Annotated in this window: 16 protein-coding genes and 1 pseudogene; 11 read left to right on the top strand and 6 right to left on the bottom strand. The window is 55.5% G+C overall.

Features of this window, described 5'->3' with window-relative positions:
* Positions 1-63 precede the first annotated feature (63 nt).
* On the top strand, positions 64-1392 hold the full coding sequence (locus tag AC0V60_RS15055) for a short-chain fatty acid transporter (protein WP_486179242.1): 1329 nt from the start codon (positions 64-66) through the stop codon (positions 1390-1392).
* Complete coding sequence (locus AC0V60_RS15050) at positions 1389-2729, top strand: MFS transporter (protein ID WP_486179241.1); 1341 nt, start codon at positions 1389-1391, stop codon at positions 2727-2729. The genes AC0V60_RS15055 and AC0V60_RS15050 overlap by 4 nt, the downstream gene beginning before the upstream one ends.
* A 71-nt stretch (positions 2730-2800) precedes the next feature.
* On the opposite strand, the gene AC0V60_RS15045 is transcribed toward AC0V60_RS15050, so the two are convergent.
* The 4 genes from AC0V60_RS15045 to AC0V60_RS15030 all read right to left on the bottom strand — a co-directional run bounded on the left by AC0V60_RS15045 (position 2801) and on the right by AC0V60_RS15030 (position 9063).
* Positions 2801-3853 (bottom strand): phosphotransferase family protein, encoded by a 1053-nt coding sequence (locus AC0V60_RS15045; protein WP_486179240.1) that lies wholly within the window; start codon positions 3851-3853, stop codon positions 2801-2803.
* A 200-nt stretch (positions 3854-4053) separates the two neighbouring features.
* Complete coding sequence (locus AC0V60_RS15040; RefSeq protein ID WP_486179239.1) at positions 4054-6567, bottom strand: TonB-dependent receptor; 2514 nt, start codon at positions 6565-6567, stop codon at positions 4054-4056.
* 130 nt (positions 6568-6697) lie between these two features.
* Positions 6698-7474, bottom strand: a complete 777-nt coding sequence (locus AC0V60_RS15035; RefSeq protein WP_486179238.1) for a FadR/GntR family transcriptional regulator — start codon at positions 7472-7474, stop codon at positions 6698-6700.
* Entirely contained in the window at positions 7471-9063 is a 1593-nt protein-coding gene (locus AC0V60_RS15030; RefSeq protein ID WP_486179237.1) for an acetate--CoA ligase, read from the bottom strand. The genes AC0V60_RS15035 and AC0V60_RS15030 overlap by 4 nt, the downstream gene beginning before the upstream one ends.
* A 197-nt stretch (positions 9064-9260) precedes the next feature.
* On the opposite strand from AC0V60_RS15030, the pseudogene AC0V60_RS15025 reads away from it, so the two are divergent.
* The 9 genes and pseudogenes from AC0V60_RS15025 (at position 9261) to AC0V60_RS14985 (ending at position 18264) form a co-directional block, all read left to right on the top strand.
* Positions 9261-10627 (top strand): annotated as a pseudogene (locus AC0V60_RS15025) (MFS transporter).
* 93 nt (positions 10628-10720) lie between these two features.
* Positions 10721-11887, top strand: a complete 1167-nt coding sequence (locus AC0V60_RS15020) for an acyl-CoA dehydrogenase family protein (RefSeq protein ID WP_486179236.1) — start codon at positions 10721-10723, stop codon at positions 11885-11887.
* Entirely contained in the window at positions 11884-13065 is a 1182-nt protein-coding gene (locus AC0V60_RS15015; RefSeq protein ID WP_486179235.1) for an iron-containing alcohol dehydrogenase, read from the top strand. The genes AC0V60_RS15020 and AC0V60_RS15015 overlap by 4 nt, the downstream gene beginning before the upstream one ends.
* Before the next feature lie 18 nt (positions 13066-13083).
* Positions 13084-13899: an alpha/beta hydrolase gene (locus tag AC0V60_RS15010; protein WP_486179234.1), complete on the top strand. Its 816-nt coding sequence runs from the start codon at positions 13084-13086 to the stop codon at positions 13897-13899.
* Positions 13900-13926: 27 nt separating this feature from the next.
* On the top strand, positions 13927-14661 hold the full coding sequence (locus AC0V60_RS15005) for a VOC family protein (RefSeq protein WP_486179233.1): 735 nt from the start codon (positions 13927-13929) through the stop codon (positions 14659-14661).
* A gap of 27 nt (positions 14662-14688) precedes the next feature.
* A complete protein-coding gene (locus tag AC0V60_RS15000; protein ID WP_486179232.1) occupies positions 14689-15258 on the top strand; it encodes a cytochrome b in 570 nt (189 codons plus the stop codon).
* A 126-nt stretch (positions 15259-15384) separates the two neighbouring features.
* Positions 15385-15966: a GbsR/MarR family transcriptional regulator gene (locus AC0V60_RS14995; RefSeq protein WP_486179231.1), complete on the top strand. Its 582-nt coding sequence runs from the start codon at positions 15385-15387 to the stop codon at positions 15964-15966.
* Between the two features lie 63 nt (positions 15967-16029).
* Positions 16030-16737, top strand: a complete 708-nt coding sequence (locus tag AC0V60_RS14990) for a DUF4166 domain-containing protein (RefSeq protein ID WP_486179230.1) — start codon at positions 16030-16032, stop codon at positions 16735-16737.
* Between the two features lie 114 nt (positions 16738-16851).
* Positions 16852-18264 carry a TIGR01777 family oxidoreductase gene (locus tag AC0V60_RS14985; RefSeq protein ID WP_486179229.1) on the top strand — a complete coding sequence of 471 codons (1413 nt, stop codon included), beginning with the start codon at positions 16852-16854 and terminating at the stop codon, positions 18262-18264.
* Here the strand turns inward: AC0V60_RS14985 and AC0V60_RS14980 are convergent.
* Both AC0V60_RS14980 and AC0V60_RS14975 read right to left on the bottom strand, forming a co-directional pair.
* On the bottom strand, positions 18203-20500 hold the full coding sequence (locus tag AC0V60_RS14980) for a GAF domain-containing protein (protein ID WP_486179228.1): 2298 nt from the start codon (positions 20498-20500) through the stop codon (positions 18203-18205). The two genes, AC0V60_RS14985 and AC0V60_RS14980, sit on opposite strands and share 62 nt — an antisense overlap.
* Positions 20497-21036, bottom strand: a complete 540-nt coding sequence (locus tag AC0V60_RS14975; protein WP_486179227.1) for a hypothetical protein — start codon at positions 21034-21036, stop codon at positions 20497-20499. The genes AC0V60_RS14980 and AC0V60_RS14975 overlap by 4 nt, the downstream gene beginning before the upstream one ends.
* Between the last annotated feature and the right edge of the window lie 259 nt (positions 21037-21295).

Raw genomic sequence — 21295 nt, 5'->3', positions numbered from 1 at the left:
ATAGATGAGGCGCTAGAGAACCAAATAACGGAGTAGCAGGCACTTCATAGGAAGAGAGATGACGTGATCGCTTTGCAGCAACGCCTCGACCGCTTTTTCGCGCGCTATTATCCCGACCCCATCATATTCACCATTGCGCTGACGATGGTAACAATTGCGGCGTGTCTGCTATTGACTGATACCAGACCGGGAGAAGTCTTTGGGCTCTGGGGTGACGGGTTGCCCAGCCTTTTGGCCTTTATGGCGCAGCTTAGCCTCACGCTGATTTTCTCACATACATTGGCGAACACCGGACCGGTTGCAGCTGGCCTCAACCGGTTGGCGAAATTGCCGGGCTCTGCGCAGCAGGCCTATGTGCTCGTGGGTCTGGCAGGGTCGGGGCTTAGTTTGATCACATGGTCGCTCGGGCTGGTCGGCGGGGCAATTATTGCCAAGGCCGTTGCTACCGAGGCTGGAAAGCGCACAATCAAACTCAACTACCCTTTGCTTGTCGCAACCGCTTATGCAGGCATGTGCATCTGGCACATGGGTTATTCCAGCTCGGCGGCGCTGTTTGTCGCGACAAGGGGCCATGCGATGGAAGCGCAGATGGGCGTCATCCCTGTGTCGCAAACGATTTTCACGCCTTGGAACGGCATGATGATCGTGGCCGCGATCATCGCAATATGCGCGACGGCCTTGTTCCTGCATTCGGATGAACAGGCCACCCAATTGCCATCGGAAGAACCCGCCGATGATAAGGCCGTCGTAGATGCCGCGAGCACGCCTGCTGACAAACTCGAGACTTCGCGTTGGTTCACCCTGCTACTGGCAGCCGGGCTTGGCTTTTACCTCGCACAGCGCGCGTTCGATGGCAGCCTCACCATCGACCTCAACACTGTCAATTGGACGCTGTTGCTTGCCGTTCTCCTGTTCATCAAATCCCCGCGCGATCTAGTTGAGAAAATTGGACAGGCTGGTTCAGTTGTTGCACCCATACTGCTCCATTATCCCTTCTATGCCGGGATGATGGCGTTGATGATCGGAAGCGGGCTGGTGGCGATATTGGCTGCGGGTATTGTCTCGATATCGTCTGCTGATACTTTGCCCTTCTTCGCATTTCTCTCTGGCGGATTGCTCAATATCTTTATCCCGTCCGGCGGCGGACAATGGGCCGTACAGGGACCGATTTTCATTGAGGCGGCAACAGCGCTCGGAACCCCGCATGAGGAAATCGTGATGGCTGTTGCTTACGGCGACCAATGGACAAATCTGATCCAGCCGTTTTGGGCCCTGCCCATGCTGGCGATAGCGGGATTGAAGGTCCGCCAAATTTTGGGCTTCTGCTTCTTCTTCCTTTTAAGTTTAGGCGCTGTGTTTGGCGGCGGTATATTGGTGGTGGCAGCCCTTTGAGCAGACACCTTTCGACTTGGTCATTGTACCGTTTTGCATCGCCCAGCTTTGCACTCACTGCGCTTTCTTTGCCGCTCGTAGCGGTGCTGCCCCCGATGTATGCAGAGCTCGGCATTAGTCTGTCCGTGATCGGTCTTGTGTTTATGGCTGCGCGGTTTTTCGATGTGTTTACCGACCCGGTTTTTGGCGTGCTGGGCGACCGGGTCAGGTCACGGTGGGGCAGACGGCGGCCAGCCATCGCCTTGGGGCTACCGATCATATTGGCTGGTGCCTATCCACTGTTTTTCCCAGCCCAGCCTGCCAGCGAGTCAAGCCTATTGATCGCGCTGCTCGTGATGTACGCAGGTTGGACCTTATTGATGCTGGCACACACAGCCTGGGCTAGTGAGCTGTCTTCAGATTATGACCAACGCTCACGGATTATGGGGGCCTTGCATATCTGCGGGTTGGCAGGCGCTGTGGTGGTGCTGGCGATACCGGCCGGCTTGGAATATGTGTCGCCCGGTGCAACCATGGCAATGCGCAGCCAAGCGATGGGCAGCGTAATTCTCATCACACTACCGATCCTGTTCGTTGTGGCACTATTCGCGGTGGACGAGCCAAAAATAGAGTGGACGGCTCAACCCAAGTGGCGTGAAGGGCTGCGGTCGATTGCAACAAATTTGGCGCTACGCCGCTTGTTGCTCGCGGACCTGATGATTGGCATTCAGGGCGGCATAAACGGGTCGATCCATTTCTTCTTCATCATCCATGTGCTGCTGCTTCCGCAGGCGGCCAGCCTGTTTCTGGTGGCGATCTTTCTGGTCGGGTTTGTGTGTGTATTGCCATTTGTAAAGCTCGCCAAACGCTTCGGCAAACATCAAACCTTGTGCTTCGTTTCATTGCAATCTGCCTCGGCCTCAATCTGCTTGTTTTTCTTACCAAGCGGGGCCTTCTGGCCAGCGTTGCTTGTCTATTTGATGATTGGCGTTTCCTTTGGCAGCAACACCTTCTTGATGCGGTCCATGATGGCAGATGTGATTGATTACGACCGCGTGAACACAGGAGCAGAGCGCAGCGCCCTGTATTATTCGATGTTGACCCTCACTGCGAAATTGGGCGCTGCATTGGCCGTAGGGTTCACCTTTCCCATTTTAGATTGGGTCGGCTTTGATGCGAAAATCGTCAACGATCCGGTGACCCTAGAAGGCGTCCGTATGGTTGCGGCGATATCCCCTACAGTGCTGATCTTGGCGGTCGCGGTTATCATGTGGAATTTCCCGATTGGGCGGGAACAACAAAGAGAACTGCGGGCACAAATTGACCGGACGAATATGAGGCAAGAGCGACAGCTGTAGATTAGATCCCAGCGACCTCTGGCTGGAAAATTCTGACCGATGCCCGCGGGATTGTCGCTGCCGGCATCTCGCTAGGCCTTAGCAATCAGTTTTTCTGCGCGCTCAAACAAAGTGATCGTTGATGCATGGAGCCGATCTCCGGTTTCTTTGGGCGCCTTACCCGCACTTGCCCGCGCATGCGTGCCCTCAAGGATTGCCCCCAGTTTAAAGCACGCCAAAACCGCGTACCAATTGATTGCATCCATCTTGCGGTTTGTCCGCTCACCGTAATGGGCAACCAGTTCTTCGGCGGTGGGAAAGCCGTCCCACGGTTCGACCCGGACCACACCGATGCTGTCGTCCGTTGGACTGGGCCAGGTTGCAATGACCCAGCCGACGTCAACCAGCGGATCCCCGATCGTTGCCAATTCCCAATCAACGAAAGCGGCCAATTCGGCGCTTTTCGGCTCGAACATGGTGTTGGCTAGATGACAATCGCCGTGAATGATACCGGGCTGAAAGTCTTGCGGCGTATTTGTCTCTAGCCAACTGACAATCGGATCGACATCAGGCAGCTCTTTGAAGCCGCTCCAGCTATCGAACACCGCATAGCTTTCCAATTGGCCCATCCAGCGCGAGGGTTGACGTTCAAGAAACCCGTCAGGCTTACCGAACCCTTGCAGACCGGCAGCGCGGTAATCTACACCGCCAAGTGCGGCCAAACCTTCTATGTAGGACAGACCCATGCGGCGGCGCACTGCGGGGGCATTTGCATGAAGGTGGGGTAAGCCGTTCTGCGGATTGAACCCGTCAATTGGCTCCATCAGATAGAAGCATGCACCAATGACGCTTTCATCATCGCAGCTCGCGATAAAGCCCGGATGCGGTACGCCGCTGCCCGACAATGCCTGCAAAACGCGCGCTTCGCGAAGCATGGTCGTGTTGGAGTTTTTACGAAGATGCATTGGCGGTCTGCGTAGGACAAACTTTCGCCCACCTCGGCGAAAAGCGAGCAGTATATTTTGCGTGCCCCCGGCTAACAATTCGGCATCGGCAAGCGGACCGTCCTCGAGGCCTTGCTCGTCCATCCAGCCAAGTAGCGCGACTATATCGACCGGAAATGTTTCCACCGATGTATCTAGCATCTGTTCCTCGCAAATCTTTCAAACTTTAGGTGGGACCGCAAGCGACCGACACGGTCATATCCGTCAAAGTCGAATGCCATTTTGCAGTTGGTTTCGATTTGAATGTCGCGTGACGCGCGGCCCAAACAGAACGGGCGCGGGGACAAAGCCGCGCCCGGAAATCTGCCTATCAAGAAATGCCCAAGTTTTGAGTTTCAGGCTCAGAACTTTGTCCGGACTGTCACGCCATAGGTCGCAGGCAAGCTGGGGAAGGCCGAGCGAGAGCCACTACGAAGCGTGGTGTTAAATGCAGCGTCATATGTGATCTCATCGGTCACATTCACGCCCCACACCTCCAAGGTCCAGCTTTCGTCCTGAGCACCGATGCCTGCACGCAGATTGACCTTTGTTTGGCCATCCAAAACATCGAATGGGTTCAGAATGCCGGTTGCTGGAGCGACAGCCTGTGTACCCGTACGCTGGTCGCTGACCGTGCGTGTTTGTGCATTGAAAAAGCCCCGCAGATCGCTGCCAAGATCCTTCTCATAATTCATGCCTGCAACAACGGTAAGGTCTGGCGCATTGCTTAGTGAAAAGCCGCAAAGCGCGGTAACGCTTGGTAGTGTTGATGTGCCCGCGCAATCGTCCGGGTAGTTCGCATCAAGGTAAGTCACGGCGACGTTGAATGTGAGGCCGTCGGTTGGACGGATGACCGATTCAAGCTCGATACCTTGCGAGAGTGCCTTGTCGACAGAGAAGACTGTAAATTGCAGTCCGTTGAAGTCCAAAATTTGGAAGTTTGAAAACTCTTCGCGGAATGCCGCAATATTCAACGTAACAGCATCGTCCAAGACCTGCGCTTTGACACCGATTTCATAGGCATCAACCTCTTCCGATGGGAATGTCGGGTTGCCTGCCACACCGGTCGCAGGGTTAATGATTGCAGCTGTCGTATCGAAGTTTATGCCGCCCGATTTGAAGCCATGTGTGAAGCTGGCATAAGCTGTGACAGGCGCATCAAACTCATAGGCCACCTTCCCGGTGTAAATAAATTCTGTGTCGTCAAACGGTACATCAAATTCCTGCGGCAGACCCGGTACGCCGGGGATCGTGGGTGCAGTAAAGGCAAAGCACCCAAGCCCCACGATTGGCGGGATCAAACCAGCGAGTGGTGACGGCGGTTGGTTCGCAGCGGCAAAGCCAAGTGCTCCTGTGCACGTCGGATTGGTGTTGCCAGACTGGACGAAATCACCCTGCTTGCTTTCATCCGAATAGCGCAGGCCAACCGTCAGGCTGAGCCCGTCTGTCACCTCAAACACATTGTGGGTGAAGATCGACCAGCTTTCCGCATCTTGAGTGAATTGATAATCCGTTGCCGTTAGAGCCGGTGACGCACCGGTGAATAGCGCCAAAGGTGCTGGGCCAAAGTTTCCGCCGAGAATGGCGCCTGTCACCAAGTCAAAGCCCGGCCCCAGAGAGGTCTGAACATCTGAGTCAATCGTTTCGTTGGAATAGAAGCCGCCCACCAACCAATTAAGCTTGCCATCAAAGGCTTCACCTTGAAGCCGTGCTTCAGCGGTGAAGGTCTCATAGGTGACCTCAACATTATCGGATTCAAAGATATCAAGACCCGAAAAGTCGTTGTCAGAGCTCTCGACAGTGTTAAAATTCCGGTACGAACCGATCAGGATCAGGTCTGCCGTGTCGCCCAATGGAAATTCAAGTTCTCCTGTGATGCCGAAGGATTCTGAGCTTTCCAGAGGCAAGCGGTTGGCCGTTGTAACAAGCGATTCCAGAGCCTCTTCAGCGGTCGCTGTGTCAAATGGGTTTGTATTGATTACCGGTCCAGCCTGTCCGCCCCGTGGGTCACCGCTCAAAAGGCCCAGAAGTCCAGATGTTTCCAGAGGTGACGACAGGATTTCAACCGGGGAACAACACACCGTATCCGCCTCGGAGTAATCGACAATAAGGCGCCCCCTGACACCGCCTTCGCTTTCATAGCCCAGTTGACCGCGCAACAGGAATTGATCGAGCACACCGGATTCGCCGATCTGATTGCCCGAGCTGTCCACAATATCAACATAGCCATCGCGTTCACGATAGGCACCGGTCAAACGCACAGCCAATGTGTCTTCGACGAGAGGAGCGTTGACCGCGCCTTGAACGCTAATCAAGTCGAAATTGCCATAAGTCGCATTGGCAAAGCCGCCAAATTCACTCAGATCTGGCCTGTTGGTTGTAAGATTGATTGCACCAGCCGTTGTGTTGCGGCCAAACAATGTGCCCTGAGGCCCGCGCAAAATTTCGAGACGCTCAACATCAACAAATTCGCTCAGCGCAATGCCTGGACGCGATTGATAGGCGCCATCAATAAAGACACCAACCGCGCTCTCGAAGCCCAAGTTGTTGCCAGCTGTGCCAACACCGCGAATCCTGAAAGTCGGAGTGCGAGTGGAGGATTGAGCTGAGTTTGCAGAGAAACTTGGGGCGACCTGCGCAATATCCCTGACATCGACCACACCAGCGCTTTCAAGCTGCTCGGGCGAGACTGCGGTTACTGCAATTGGAACATCTTGAATGTCCTGGGCCCGGCGCGTTGCGGTCACGATGATCACATTGTCAGCGGTGTCGATCTCTTCCGCGTTTGCGCTTTCTTGTGCGAATGCAGGTGTCACTGCAAGGCTGCTTGCCAGAGCAATGCTCGCCGTACCGAAATACAAATTCCGCTTAGTCATCGTCGCGTTCTCCCAAACACTTCCATTTTTTATGTCGTATTGTATGACAATGCTGCAAAGGCGTGTCAAATGCGCTGTTTTAGAGTTCGCTTACAGGCTTTGGAAAAGTGGTTGGCGAGCCGGAGCGTGGTTAAGTGACCGCTTGCTTGAAAGGCAGCAGCTTCCAATCGGTGTTCACCTTATGCACGGGATCGTCGATTGCGAGCTCAGCGACTTCGCATCCGCGAAGGAAATCCATGATGTGCTTTTCCATCCAGGTGCGAGCAGTTTCGGCGTCCCCGATTTTAAGCGCGTTGAACACGTGAGTATGTGCCTCCAATAAACGCTGACCCGGGCCTAATTTTTCAATCACCGCGCCGTAAGCCGGAAACAGGAACTGGCCAATGGGCGCACGTGCTAAGAGCAAGGCGTGATTGCCTGAGGCTTCGGCCACGAGGTCGTGAAACTCGATATCGGCCTCGACCAATGCTTCGGGTTCGCTGAGGATACTTTCGGTGGCGACCAGATTGGCCTCAATCTTGGCCAGCAGCGCCGTATCAATTTTGTTTGCGGCAAGTTCTGCTGCCATCGGCTCCATTGCCATATGCATCTGCCAAATCTCGCGATAGGAAATCCCGTGAAGCACAATCGCTTGGAGCATGGCATCCGAAGCAATGTCAGGCGACGGAGCAGATACCACCAAGCGGCGGCGCGCGCCTCTCACAACGAGGCCTGAACTTTCTAACTTGCGCAGGGCCTCACGAACCGTAGGCCGCGTCACGCCGAGTTGCTCTGCAAGATCGTGTTCGACGGGAAGCATTTCACCGGGTTTGAGCGCGCCCTCCATAATCATCCCGCGCAGCGCCTCTTCCGCCAATTCATAAGCCGGCGCACGCTTGAGAGATTTGATGGAAGACCCGGTGCTCATATGCTGGCGCTTTCTCTAAGGACATTGCGGCGAATTTTGCCGGTGGTGGTTTTGGGCAGGTCCGCGACAAATTCAATCGCTCGCGGATATTTGTATGGGGCGGTTGCCTTTTTGGTATGCGTCTGGAGTTCGGACATCAGCTCAGCGCTGCCGTTATAACCCGTGTTCAAAATGACCCATGCTTTGACCAGCTCGCCGCGCTTGTCGTCAGGGATGCCGGCTACCGCGCATTCCCTCACAGCCGCGTGCTCGCTAAGCGCATTCTCTACTTCTTGAGGGCCGATCCTGTACCCCGAAGAATTGATAATGTCATCGGCCCGGCCTGAGTAAAAGATATAGCCATCGGCATCTATGTGGACGTTATCGCCCGTTTGGAACCATTCTCTGCCATCGCTCTTCAAGATCGTCGAAGCGGTTCGCACAGGGTCGTCCCAATAGTGCAGCATGACCTGCGGGTTTGGCATGCCAATGAGAAGCTGCCCGGATGCGTCTTTGGTCAAAATTTCATCATTTGGCGTCTGGACGGCAGCATCCACGCCTGGCAGCGCGCGTCCCATCGAGCCCGGTTTCACCTCGCCATCTGGCCGGTTCGTAATCGTCATAAGAGTTTCGGTCTGGCCATAGCCATCAAGCACGGTCGTGCCTGTCAGTTCACGCCACCGATTGATAATTTCAGGATTGACAGATTCGCCTGCCGAAACAGTCCGGCGCAGGTGTGGCAGCGAAACCTGCGAAAAATCTTCAAGGACGAGTTGCCTCAGCTCAGTTGCCGCAGCGCAAAAACAGGTCACTTCGTACCTCTCAAGCAGTTGCAATCGCTTTGCGGGATCGAAGGAGCCGTTATAGAACAAGACCGACGCGCCTTGGCTCCACGGCCCGAACAAAATGCTTGTCCCTGATTTTGACCAACCCGTATCGGCGGTGCACCAAATGCGCTCGTTCTCGTCCAGACCGAGCCAATGAATGGCTGAATTGGACCATGCCCATAAAGCACGGGACGCGTGCGTAACGCCTTTTGGTTCACCGGTTGAGCCCGAGGTGTAGTAAATAATCGCAACGTCGTCGCTTTTGACGGTTGCGGGTTCAAAAACCTCATCCAGTGCGATCGAACTTTCAAGCGATGACCAGCCGCTGACCTTTTCTCCGACGCTGACTTTGACAGCAAGGCTTTCCAGATTGTCGAATTTGGAAGTGTCCTCAAAGCATGCAATTGCACCGCGCGCGCCAGAGTGTCTTACCCTGTAGGCGATATCTTTGGCGGTTAGCATTGTGATGCAAGGTATCGGCACCGCCCCCATGCGTAGGACGGCGGTCATCGCGATCTGCCATTCGGCGATACGCGGCAACATAACAATCACACGGTCGCCCTGTTTCAAACCGTTCTGGACCAGCAAATGCGCCAGTTGCGAGGAACGCTTCGATATCTGGGCGTAGGTCCAGAATGTCTCGTCCCCATTCTCAGAAACACTGATCAAAGCGAGACAGGCTGGGTCTTGCGCCCAGCGGTCGACAACGTCTCCGGCAAAGTTGAACGTTGCCGGCACCGACCAGTTGGAGCTTCCATCCTTCGGTAATTCGGCGATGACCATTCCCCTAACCTGCCCATAGATCACGGCGTTGCGCTACCGCCGTTGCAATTTGTAATATTGTAATACAAACCGCTCGCACTGCAAGGCCCGTAGGTTAATCGAAGCGCGAGTTCGTCACAGAGCTTCCGATCGCTGACACATTGCAGTTGATCTGCGAGCATTTATACCAGCGATGTAGCGAAGGGGATCAACGGCAAATGAGCGAAAGCACTGCGGCAGCACTCAGCCGATGGCAACGCGCCGTCTATGGCTTGCCCTATTTCGGTTATTCGATCGCAACGATCCCGGTGGTCGCCTTCATCCCTGCATTTTATTCATCAGACAGAGGGCTAAGTCTGGCGGCTGTTGGCTTGATGATTGCTTTAACCCGCGTCTCGGATGCGGTGACCGATCCTATTGTGGGCTGGATTTCTGACCGGCTGAGCACTCCGATTGGGCGGCGCAAGCCTGTCATTCTGATCGGTTTGCCGCTGATGTGCCTGTCCGCCTGGATGCTGTTCGTCCCGCCGCAAGAGGTGAGCCTCCTCTATGTTTTTGGCTGGGCGTTTCTTCTGTATCTGGGGTTCACACTGGTCGACCTGCCATTCAAAGCTTTCGGAGCAGAGCTCTCCCTCATTATGATGAGCGCGCCGAGCTGGCAGGTTGGCGCGAAGGGCTCGGCCTTGTTGGAACGTTGTTTGGATTGTCAGCTGCAGCCTATGTGTCGCTCTCTTTAGGGGGAGGATTGGGCGATCAGCTTTACATGATGGCGTTGATCGCGATTATCCTGACGCCTTTGCTATTTTCCATAACATTTGGGGTTCTGCGCGAGCCTGAGTTGCCCAATCTAAATGCAGAAAAAACGCAACGCGGGACGCCCTTCGCCAAGCTTCGCATAATTTGGAAAAACCGCCCTTTTCGCGGGCTGCTTTTCATTAGCTTTTTCATGCTGGCGGCGGAATTTGGGGCAACCGCGCTCAAAGCTTTGATCTTTGAACACGTCTTTCTCAATGAAGAACTGTTTCCTGTCTTGTTGCTCAGCGAGCTCTTGGTGATGGTCGCCTCCATTCCGTTCTGGCTCTATCTTTCGCGGCGCTATTCCAAGCACCAAGCGATTGCCGTGGCGGCGATTTGGGGCGGATGCATTAGCCTGCTCATTGCGCTTTTTGGCAGCAGTTCACTGCCGATATTTTTCGCCCTATCGCTTATGAAAGCGACATCCCTAGGCGCTATAACCGTTCTCACCAATGGCATGGCAGCAGATGTGATTGATATTGATGCTGCGAGAAGCAAAGAAGAGCGGACCGGCATATATTTCGCTTTGTGGGGCATGGTGAACAAGGGCGCAGTCGCAATCGGAGTGTTGATCGCCACCAACCTGCCCGCAGCTTTGGGCTACCGCGCGAGCGATGCAGGAGTAGAGGGCGCCAACGTCTTGGTTTGGACGTTTGGTTTGATGCCAGCATTCGGCCTTCTGGCAACAGTGCCGGTGTTGCTTTCCTGGCCATTAACCCGCGAGCGGCAGGCCCGTATTCGAGCAGCGATAGATCGCCGGACACCTAAGCAACAGCAAGGGCCTATTTAGCAAAAACCCACTCACCCCGGTTACGCGCTATTGCATCATGTCCTATTGTCAGACAATGAAAGTTAGAAATCTTGATAGGGGCTATCATCGTCAATGATTAGTTTTGAACTTTCTTCCGAGCAGATCGAGCTGCAAGAGCGCGTTGAGACTTTCGTTCGTGAGGAGATCATCCCGCTTGAAAAGCCAGGCCTACCAGAGCAGGTGCGCGACCCCTTTCGTGACGAATTGACAGCAAAGGCCAAGGAAGCTGGTCTTTTGTCACCTCATGTCCCGCGCGAATTTGGCGGGATGGGTTTAAACCATATCGACTGCGCGATCGCGTTTATGGCTTCTGGATATTCGCTTTATGGCCCGATCGCGATGAATTGTGCCGCGCCGGACGAAGGCAATATGAACCTTATGTACCGTGTGGGCTCCCACGAGCAGAAAGCGCGCTGGCTCGCCGCATTGGCGGCGGCAGAGATACGCTCATGCTTCTGCATGACCGAGCCATCTCCTGGTGCTGGTTCTGATCCCAGCCTGATGCAAACAACCTATCGCAAGGATGGCGACGAATTCGTGATCTCGGGCCGTAAATGGTTGATTACAGGTGCAGATGGTGCGGGCTTTGCGATCATCATGGCGCGTCCTCAGGACCCAGAGCAAGGCGGCGCGGCGACGATGTTCCTTACCGATATGGATGCGCCGGGCATCACAATCGAACGCGATGTACCTACTGTGGACCGGACCTTTACCGGCGGGCATGGCGAGGTCGTGTTTGACGGGCTTCGGGTGCCGTCATCGGCTATTTTGGGGGCTGAGGGTGAAGGCTTTCGTTATGCGCAGGTCCGGCTCGCACCCGCCCGTCTTACGCATTGCATGCGCTGGTGGGGCGCGGCGAAGCGCTGCCACGACATCGCGACCGAATATGCGAAAACGCGCCAAGCCTTTGGCGGCAATTTGATTGACCATGAAGGCGTAGGCTTCCTGCTCGCTGACAATGAGATCGACCTTCACACCAGCAAATTGACGATTTGGTACACCGCTTGGTTGCTTGACCAGGGTGAAAAAGGCGGCAGGGAATCCAGCTTGGCCAAAGTCGCATGTTCTGAGGCGCTCGACCGGATCACCGATCGCTCGCAGCAAATCCTTGGCGGGCTTGGCGTAAGCCACGATACGGTTGTGGCGCAGATCGCGACCGAAATGCGCGGTTTCCGCATTTATGATGGCCCATCAGAGGTTCACCGTTGGTCGCTCGCCAAAAGGCTCTCCCGGGGATGAACGGGCAGGCGTATACCAACGGACGCACGTTCCACAACCTGGCCTTGGACCGGGTGCATATTGGTCGGCCTGCCGCTGAAGCGGTTCGGCTGGAAGCCGCCACCCGAAATGCGTCGCGGGTGGTCATCGTTGTCCCGGATGTCATCGTCGCCAACACGCCAATTGTTGCTCTGATTGAAGAGGTCTTGGGCGAAAAACACGCAGGCACTTTCACCGATCTGATCGACCATGTGCCGCGTTCCGCAGTATTCGCTTTGGCGAGCTATTTGCGCGATTGCGATGCCGATCTGGTGATCACAATTGGTGGCGGCACACCGATGGACACGGTCAAGGTTGCGCTTATCTGCCTCGCGCAGGGTATCGAGAACGGTGATGATCTAGGCAAGGCTGCGGTTTCGGTCGATGCATCGGGGAGCCGGATCGTTCCAGAGATCGCCGACCCGCCATGCCGTCAGATTATCGTGCCGACCACATTGTCCGGTGCCGAATTCAGCGATCTTGCAGGCTGCGTCGATACGAAAACTCAGGTGAAGCAGCTCTTCACCGCGCCGATGATTGGTTCGGCCAGCGTCATTCTTGACCCTGCCCTTTGCGTGCACACGCCTGAGGCCTTGTGGCTTTCAACCGGCATTCGCGCGATTGATCATGCGGTGGAGACGATATTGTCGAGCGGCCCAGAGCCAATCGCGGATGCAGGCGCGCTTCATGCCCTGCGCCTCTTTGCAAAAGCGCTGCCACTCACGAAGCATGAACCTGATAATTTGGATGCAAGGCTTGATTGTCAGACTGCGGTTTGGATGGCCTGCACGGGGCTTAACCGCACGCCTTATGGCGCCAGCCATGGGATCGGGCATCAATTGGGCGCGGTGGCAAATGTGCCGCATGGCTACACAAGCTGCGTCATGCTACCTCATGTCATGGCCTTTAACGCAGAAACGGCGCCCGAGCGCATGCAGTGGATTGCGAACGCCATGGGGACCCCGAGCCGTCAAGCGGGCGAATTGGTCGCAGAATTGATCGCCAGCCTTGGCATGCCGACGAAATTGAGAGATGTTGGCGTGAAACGCGGGCATTTCGATGCCATTGCCGATGGCGCGATGCTCAATGCATTTTGCCGTGCCAATATAAGAGAACTGAGCCGAACAGACATAATCACCCTGCTCGAACAAGCGTATTGAGGGAGAGCGCAAATGCGCATGGAACAGCACGTTTTGAATGAATTGCATTCTTTTCGCTTCCCTGGCGAGGATCCAAATTATGCTCTCGTGATCTCGCACGGCCTTGGCGGTCATGCAGGCATTTACGACGTCTTCTGCGAGCACCATGCGGCCAAAGGGGTCGATATCTGGAGCTTTGATGCGCCCGGCCACGGCCGTTCCACCACGAACCGTCCGCGCGGCAAGTGGACTATGGAAGAATGGGTCCAGGGCAGCATGGATTATGCGACCCATGTGAAAAAACTAACCGGGCTTCCCGTCTTTACCTTGGGGTCTAGTCTCGGTGTGGGCGCAGCGATCAGCGCGATTAGTCACGAGGATGTAACTGGAGCCGTTGCGATGGGCTCTATTTTTGTGCCAGGTCACCAGATAATCGCCGCGGGCGGAGCGCCATTTCGGACCGAGGGTTTCAAGCAGGCGATGCCACTACTCAAAGGCGCTGCCAAACTGGACATCGCCAGCTTCTTCAACTTCGACGAAGACTACGGTTATCTCGGCGCGCAAGAACAGAAGAAGAAAGACCCTTGGAACACCTGGGAATATGATCTCGAAAGCTGGGCCAGCCTCATGCAATATGACCCGCCCAAGCCTCCTTCTGAGAATGACAAACCGGTTCTGTTCACCGTTGGTGAGAAGGACCCGTCATTCCCGGTGGAGATGGTCAAAATGATCGCTGAGGGGATTGGCGGCCCCGTTGATTTCCGGGTTTTTGATGGAGCCTCGCATCAATTGATGCTGTTCCACACCGCAGAATTTTCCGATGTCGTCCATGAATGGGCGCTCAAACAAATATAGATTAGCAGGCTCGAGCGGAGAGAACTCATGAACAAGAACATCAAGGCCAACGGCCTCAACCATCTGGCGATTTCGACGAACAATATGAAAGAGCAGATCGAGTTCTACACCGATGTGCTCGGCTTCAGGCTCGTAGCGCTTTACTGGATGCATGGGGTCGAGGGATGCTGGCACGGCTTCCTTGAAATGAATGATAGCAGCCAGGTTGCCTTCGTTTTCAATCCCGCAAACAAGGACGCCAAGGTCGAATATGGCCGGACCAATCCGGGCCACACAGGCGGGCCTTCCGCGCCCGGAACGATGCAGCACCTCGCGTTCAACGTCGATACGCTTGATGATCTGCTCAACATGCGCGACCGTATCCGTTCGCGCGGTTACAATGTCATGGGACCAATGGACCACGGCATGTGCCACAGCATCTATTTCCAAGGTCCAGAAGATACCTGCCTCGAAGTCGCGACATTCGGCAATGCGGATTATCCGATTGGGCCAAAGGACTGGATCGATCCTGAAGTGCAGGAACTTGCCGGGATCAGCGATGAGGAATTGGCCAAGTTTACGAACCCGATTGAGTTCGAAGGCCAAGGCGGAAAAATCCCCAACCCCGGTTACAATCCGGACAGCTATAACCCGGACCGCCCAGAGGCCCTTCTCAAAGGCATATTCGCGATGAGCGATGAGCAGTTCGCGATGATGCCTATGGAAAAACGCCCCCCTTCCATGATGAGCGACGAAGACCGCGCCGCAAAGCACGCAGGCTAACCGCGTTCACAATTTGGGATGGGTATCGTGAACTCAGCGACATTGAACCACTACACCGGCATAGCCAAATTTCTGCACTGGGCGATTGCCCTTCTGATCATCATGATGCTGGTGTTTGGACAGGGCTTTGACGACATCAATAACGAGGCCGACTTAACCTGGTCGCTTGAGGGGCATTCAACGCTGGGCTTTACGGTCATAATCTTGCTGGTCTTGCGCATATTGTGGCGGCTTGGGAACCCGCCGCCAGCGCTTCCAGAAACAGTTGCGCCGACGCAGGCGATACTGTCGAAGCTCTCGCATCTGCTGCTTTACGCGCTGATGATCTACGTCCCAGCAACGGGCATCTACACGGCCGCTGCGCATGAATACGCTGTCCTCCCATACGGGGCGTTTGACGTGCGGGAGGTGTTTGGCTTTCTTGGGGCGAGCGATTTTGACGGGCGGCGCTTCTTGCACGAGATCGGCACTTGGCTGTTGATTGCCCTCTTGGCCGTCCACATCGCCGCCGCATTCCTGCATCAGTTTGTGCAAAAAGACGGTGTACTGCGACGGATGTGGTTCGGAGGCCGCAAAAAGATGCAGGACCCCGGCTGACGGTCCGACGTTCCTTTCATGTTTGCGCTGCGCTGATGGCGGGAAAGCATGAACAAATCGCACATCGCCGCAGATTGGTTGCAAAAGCCGCTTGACTCGACGGGTGTAATGACAGACATTTCTGTTATGACAGAAATAACAATCGAGTCGGACAAACTTCCCCCAGCGGTTGAAGCCTTTGTGCTTCGCTGGGGTGACCTTGGCGGGCAGTGGGGGGTCAATCGCTCTGTCGCCCAGATACAAGCTTTGCTGCTTTTGTCAGACCGCCCGCTCACCGCCGAAGAGATTGCTGAGAAGCTCACAATGGCCCGGTCCAACGTCTCCAATTCGATCAAGGAACTGCTCAATTGGAAGCTGGTGACGCGCGTGCCAGTGATGGGTGATAGGCGTGATCACTATGTGGCTGAAACCGATATGTGGCAGATGGCCAGCAAAGTTGCGCAAGGGCGTAAGGAACGCGAGATCGACCCCATGGTCGCCGCGATAAATGCGGCCATGCAGGACATCGACGACCCCAAGATCAGCGCCGAAGTGCGCCAACGTCTTCATGGCATGCACGACTTCATCAACACTGTGGAGGGCTGGTACAACCAAATGATCCATGTGCCGCCGCAGCAGATTATGCGTTTGATCCGGCTGGGTTCGAAAGTTGTGGGCCTGCTCAAATTCGTAAGCCGTAAGGACCCGGGCGGGACAGAAGACAGCTGAAAAAAATTTGAGCATGAATTTCTCTTGTTACAGAAATGACTAATCATTCAGGAGGCGAGCGCGATGCAAAAGCTAGCAAACGAGAGACCGCAAGAGCGGGAGCCGCGCGGCGTCCAATCTCCTGCGAAGCTCGCCGACATGCGTTTTCGCCAATTGCTGGGAAAGCCTGCATGGGATGCGCTTCCTCCGCTTGTTCGCGCACGGTTTGGCAAACATCTTGGGGTGGGCGAGACCGCAAATTATGTCGGTCAGGTTGAAATGTGCCGCATGAACCTGAGCGGCCGTATCTTGGCGCAGGCTTGCCGAGTGATCGGTGCGCCGCTGCCGCTGGAATGCGAAGGCGGGGTCTCTGCAAGTGTGAGCGTCACCGAAGATGGCGCAAGCGGCGGACAGGTTTGGACCCGCATGTACGCAAGAAAGCGCGGATTCCCGCAGGTCATCCATTCCGCAAAGCGTTTTGCGGGGCCAACCGGGCTTGAGGAATATCTGGGCCGGGGCGTTGGAATTGCTCTTAATGTTAGCGCGGGCCCACGGGGTATTCGCTTTGTTAGCGATCATTACTTCGTCGAAATTTTTGGTCGCCGCCTCCGCCTGCCCCGCTGGATCGCCCCGGGTGAGCTGAGCATTGAGCATTCGGATGAAAGCGAACTTGGAAACAGCGGCGCATTCACCTTCACCCTTTCCCTCAAACACCCAGTTTTGGGCGGGGTGATGCATCAGCATTGCCGCTTTCATGATCAAACTGACACCCAAAACGGAGACGTCCAATGACCGATATTCTTTGGTTCTTCATCTTTGCACAAATGATGATGGGCGCCTTTGATACGCTCTATCACCACGAGGGGACTGAGCGCTTGGCACTGGCGGCCCTCGCAGCGGTTGGAGTTGACGCTTCATGGCATCAGAAACCTCGTCTATGCCGTGATGTTCATGGCGCTTGGCTGGAGCGAACCGCAAGGCGCTTGGGCGATTGCGCTGATCCTTCTTCTTCTGGGCGAGCTTTACATAACATTGTGGGATTTCGTCGAGGAAGACCGCACACGCCTCCTCCCACCAAGCGAGCGGATCACTCACACCCTTCTCACTCTCAATTACGGCGTAATCCTCGCGATGCTCATCCCTTGGCTTGTTGACCTTGCAGGCAAACCTTCTGCTTTGGTTAGTGCTGATCATGGGTTGATGAGCTGGTTCTGTGTGGTTGCCAGCCTCGGCGTCATCGTCTCTGGCCTTCGCGATCTTGCAGCGGCCCGGCGGACCAAGCGTTTGGCCGACCGCGAGCCGGGCGAACTCGCGCTTGCGCTGCCCGAACGTCAATCTGTGCTTATCACAGGAGCCACCGGATTTATCGGAGCGCGGCTTGCCGAAAGTCTGCTTCGCGCTGGCCATACAGTAACTGTGCTCACCAGAGATAAGGCCAAGGCCAAACCGCTTCTTGCGCAGGGACCGTTGCGCATCGTCCAATCGCTTGAAGAGATACCGGGCAATGCGCCAATCGACGCCATCGTGAACCTTGCAGGTGAGCCGATTTCCGATACCCCTTGGACCAAGGCAAAACGCATACGGATCATTCGCTCACGGTTGAAGACCACTTACGAAGTGGTCCGTTTGATCGGCCGCTTGGAGCAAAAGCCTGCGGTGCTCATCAATGGGTCGGCGATTGGTTGGTACGGTCTTCGCGGCAATGAGCCTTTGACCGAGGCGTCAGATGGTCGCCCGTGTTTCTCACGCCGTGTTTGCGCTGCGTGGGAACGGGCAGCGGCGCGGGCTGAGAAATTGGGTGTTCGCACCGTATACCTTCGCACTGGGCTTGTGCTTGATCGAAGCGGCGGGATGCTTGCCAAGCTTCTTACCCCGTTTGAATTTGGATTGGGCGGCCGATTTGGTGATGGGAAGCAATGGACGAGCTGGATCCACCGCGATGACCTTGTCCGTTTGATCTGCCATGCGGCGGCCACCGGCACGGTGAGCGGCCCTTTGAACGCGGTTGCGCCGGAACCTGTGACCAATGCTCGCTTCACCAAGGCGCTTGGGGATGCACTTGGCCGCCATGCCCTTGTGCCTGTGCCATCTGCGCCTCTGCGCGCTACATTCGGGGACTTTGCGCACGAACTGCTCTTAAGCGGGCAACGCGTGCTTCCCACCAAGGCTTTGCACAGCGGCTTTATCTTTGATTACTGGACAATCGAAGATGCGTTTGCGCAAATCGTTGGCACCCCGGCTCCAGCGCAGAAAAAGCTCACTTCGACGTCATCACCCAGACGCCGTCCCAAGTATCGCCGGGAGGGTTTGCTTTCATAAGCTCGCACCGGTCAATGTAAGTCTGGCTGAGAGTATCTTCAGGGTTGGCTGCAAGCGCCTTGGTGAAGAAACCCGCCGCCCGGTCCCATTCCTGGCGGCGGTAGAGCTTTACGCCCTCGCCAAAGCAGCCAAGCACCTCTTGCAGTTCGGGGAAGGTCGTATCGTCATGATAATCGAGGCATTCGAACACACCAACGGGTTCCGTTTTGCCTTTGACCACCACCTTATCAACCTCGCGCAGGCGGTAGACGCCTTTAAGCTTCGCCACGGTGTATTCGGACAAGAGAATGCGCGCAGAATATTGCTTGCATGCGCTTTCCAAACGCGCTGCGAGGTTAACCCCGTCGCCGATCATGGTGTAATCCATGCGCTTTTTAGAGCCGATATTGCCTGCAACAATTCGGTCGGTGTTGAGCCCGAGCCCCATATCGACCGGCATTTCGCCGCGAGCCGCGCGCTCCTTGTTCCATTCGCCGAGTGAGGTGATCATATTGATCCCGGCTTTAAGCCCCCGATCTTCGTCATCGTCATGCCCCACAGGGATGCCGAACGCCGCCATAATTGCATCACCAATGAACTTGTCGAGCATGCCGCCTTGATCGGTAATGCAGCCCACCATCAGTTCAAAATAATCATTGAGCAGCGCAACGGTGCCCTGCGCACCGAGTGTCTCTGTAATGGTGGTAAAGCCGCGGATATCGGAAAACAGGACCGTGGCCGTGGTGTCTTTTCCTCCAAGAAATTCATCCTCACCCCCGCCGCTGAGCATTTGAGCAGCAACCCCGGGGTCCATGTAGCGCGAGAGCGTCGATTTTGCGCGCTTTGCATCCGAGATATCCTCGATCATGCAAAGCGTGCCCAGCGCTTCTTCCTCGCCTGAGACCATAGGAAGCACGGTGACATTGGCAGAGACTGTATCCCCCTCAAAGACCAGCTCCACATCCTGCAAGGATTGCGGCGTGCTAGACGCAGAAACATCCGCGATAGCCTGAGCAAGCCAGGCGTTCTCCTCACCCAGCACCTCTTCTGGAGACTTGCCAATGAGTTCGGTTGCAGAGCACCGCAATATCCGCGCCCCGGCCTGGTTGCAGGTGCGATTTTCCTGCTTCTCATCGAAGGTGATTACACCGTTCGACATGGATTGCAGCATGCTCTCATTGTAGTTCTTCATCGACTGAATATCAGCAAAGAGCTTCGCATTCTCGAGCCCGATGGCAATTTGCGCGGTGAAGGCTTTGAGGCGGCTCTCGTCTTCTTCAGAAAAGGGCCCGCCGCGCTTGTTCAGAACCTGTGTGACCCCGATCACATCGCCGGCCTTATTGACAACAGGCACGCACAAAATGGACCGGGTAAAGAATCCCGATTGCTTGTCGAACGCAGGGTTGAACCTGAGGTCTGCGTAGGCGTGAGGGATATTGATCGCCTCACCATTGGTAAAAACAGAGCCCGCGATCCCGGCCGTATTCGGCAAGCGGATTTCCATGGAATCGAGGCCCTCCCCCACATGGCTGAAAAGCTCGCCCGTTTTCTCGTCATTGATGAACAACGTTGAGCGTTCCGCATCCAGCATTGCTGTCGCCTCTGCCATCACTCTGCGCAATAACGTGGTGAGCTCAAGCTCGCTGGTCATCTCAGAGACGATGTTGAGAAACTCAACCTCGCGCTTGCGAGAGGCCTCCATCTGTTCGACCAATTGCATGGATTGGAGCGTAATCGCACACTGCGTCGTGATCCCTCCCAGAATAGCCAGGTCCTGGTTATCGAATGCACCGTCCAACTTGTTTAGCGCCTGCGCAACGCCGATAATCTCACCGCGCGCATTGCGCACGGGACAGGCCAGAATGCTCTGGGTTTTAAAGCCGGTCTCCCGGTCAACATCGCTGTTGAAGCGCGGGTCGGAATAGGCGTCATGGATGATCAGCCCCTCGCCGCTGTGAAACGCAGCGCCAGCGATCCCGATATCATCCATGATGCGGATTTCGCGCCGCTTCACCCCTTGCGCGATACGGCTGTACAGCTCGCTCGTGGCGGGATCATGCAGGAATAACGAACCGCGATCTGCGCCCACCGCATCAACTGCCACGCTCATCAGCGTGTCGAGCACAGCATCAAGCGTATCCATCGAGGCCACCTGACGCGACACATCAAGAATCATCTGAAGCTCTTTCAACCGATCTTCTTGTGAAAGGGCAGACGCCTCGCTTTCAGGCTCGATCTTGCCTGGCAAATCGTTCATGCTGCATTCTCCATCAGAGCATCGCGCAATTTCTGCACCGTGGCCTGTAGCTCTCTAATCGAATTGCGGTGAGCCAAAGCAGCGGACTGTTTGTCCTTCGCAGCATTGGCGCGCAAATCATCCATCACCTCGCGCTGATCCTGCAACGCTTTTTGCAGAGCTGCAATCTCAGCGGCGGCGGCTTGTTTTTCCGCTTGTACCGCGCGTGCGGTTTCAGAACGTTGTTCTTCTAATGCGTCTCTTAAACTTTGCGCGGTGTCTTTGAGCTGGCGAATTTCGCCTGCCGCCTCTGCGCGTGCCGCCTGCACCGCATCGCCAATGCCCGCTGCCTGTTCTTCAAGCGTATCGCGCAGGGATTGCACCGTATCTTTGAGCTGAGCGATTTCCGCTGCGGCATCGACCTGTGCCTTTTGAGCGAGCAAGCGCGCCTCGTGGTCCTTCTCCTCGAGCGCATCGCGCATCTGCGCAATGGTCCGCTGCAATTGGCGGTTTTCGATTGAAGGATCAGACGCAGGATTGGTGTCAGTGCCTGGCATATTTAAACGTTTCTTAAACCCCCGGAAATTACCTGATCAACGGTTCATCACCGCCCCTGATTCAGGCACCCCAATCCAGTGCACATCGAACTTGTAACACAATGAGGCAAGCAATTTCGTCTCGAAATCCGCTCCAATTCCGCTTCCTCCAATCTTGAGTTCTCACCTATCAGAACCTGTGGATTCTGATGTGTGAGCGTTAGATACTGAAAAGCATTAGGTTTTTACATTTGTGCCATAAATCACAGCCATAAGTAAC

The organism is Erythrobacter sp. S259, assembly GCF_057364965.1.
The sequence above is the reverse complement of the archived record's forward strand: the minus strand, read 5'-3'. Positions and strand labels throughout refer to the sequence as shown.

Excerpts from the sequence above, each read along its gene's own strand:
- AC0V60_RS15045 (WP_486179240.1), bottom strand. The coding sequence starts at position 3,853 with ATGCTAGATACATCGGTGGAAACATTTCCGGTCGATATAGTCGCGCTA.
- AC0V60_RS15040 (WP_486179239.1), bottom strand. The coding sequence starts at position 6,567 with ATGACTAAGCGGAATTTGTATTTCGGTACGGCGAGCATTGCTCTGGCA.
- AC0V60_RS15035 (WP_486179238.1), bottom strand. The coding sequence starts at position 7,474 with ATGAGCACCGGGTCTTCCATCAAATCTCTCAAGCGTGCGCCGGCTTAT.
- AC0V60_RS15030 (WP_486179237.1), bottom strand. The coding sequence starts at position 9,063 with ATGGTCATCGCCGAATTACCGAAGGATGGAAGCTCCAACTGGTCGGTG.
- AC0V60_RS15020 (WP_486179236.1), top strand. The coding sequence starts at position 10,721 with ATGATTAGTTTTGAACTTTCTTCCGAGCAGATCGAGCTGCAAGAGCGC.
- AC0V60_RS15015 (WP_486179235.1), top strand. The coding sequence starts at position 11,884 with ATGAACGGGCAGGCGTATACCAACGGACGCACGTTCCACAACCTGGCC.
- AC0V60_RS15010 (WP_486179234.1), top strand. The coding sequence starts at position 13,084 with ATGGAACAGCACGTTTTGAATGAATTGCATTCTTTTCGCTTCCCTGGC.
- AC0V60_RS15005 (WP_486179233.1), top strand. The coding sequence starts at position 13,927 with ATGAACAAGAACATCAAGGCCAACGGCCTCAACCATCTGGCGATTTCG.
- AC0V60_RS14995 (WP_486179231.1), top strand. The coding sequence starts at position 15,385 with ATGACAGAAATAACAATCGAGTCGGACAAACTTCCCCCAGCGGTTGAA.
- AC0V60_RS14990 (WP_486179230.1), top strand. The coding sequence starts at position 16,030 with ATGCAAAAGCTAGCAAACGAGAGACCGCAAGAGCGGGAGCCGCGCGGC.
- AC0V60_RS14980 (WP_486179228.1), bottom strand. The coding sequence starts at position 20,500 with ATGAACGATTTGCCAGGCAAGATCGAGCCTGAAAGCGAGGCGTCTGCC.
- AC0V60_RS14975 (WP_486179227.1), bottom strand. The coding sequence starts at position 21,036 with ATGCCAGGCACTGACACCAATCCTGCGTCTGATCCTTCAATCGAAAAC.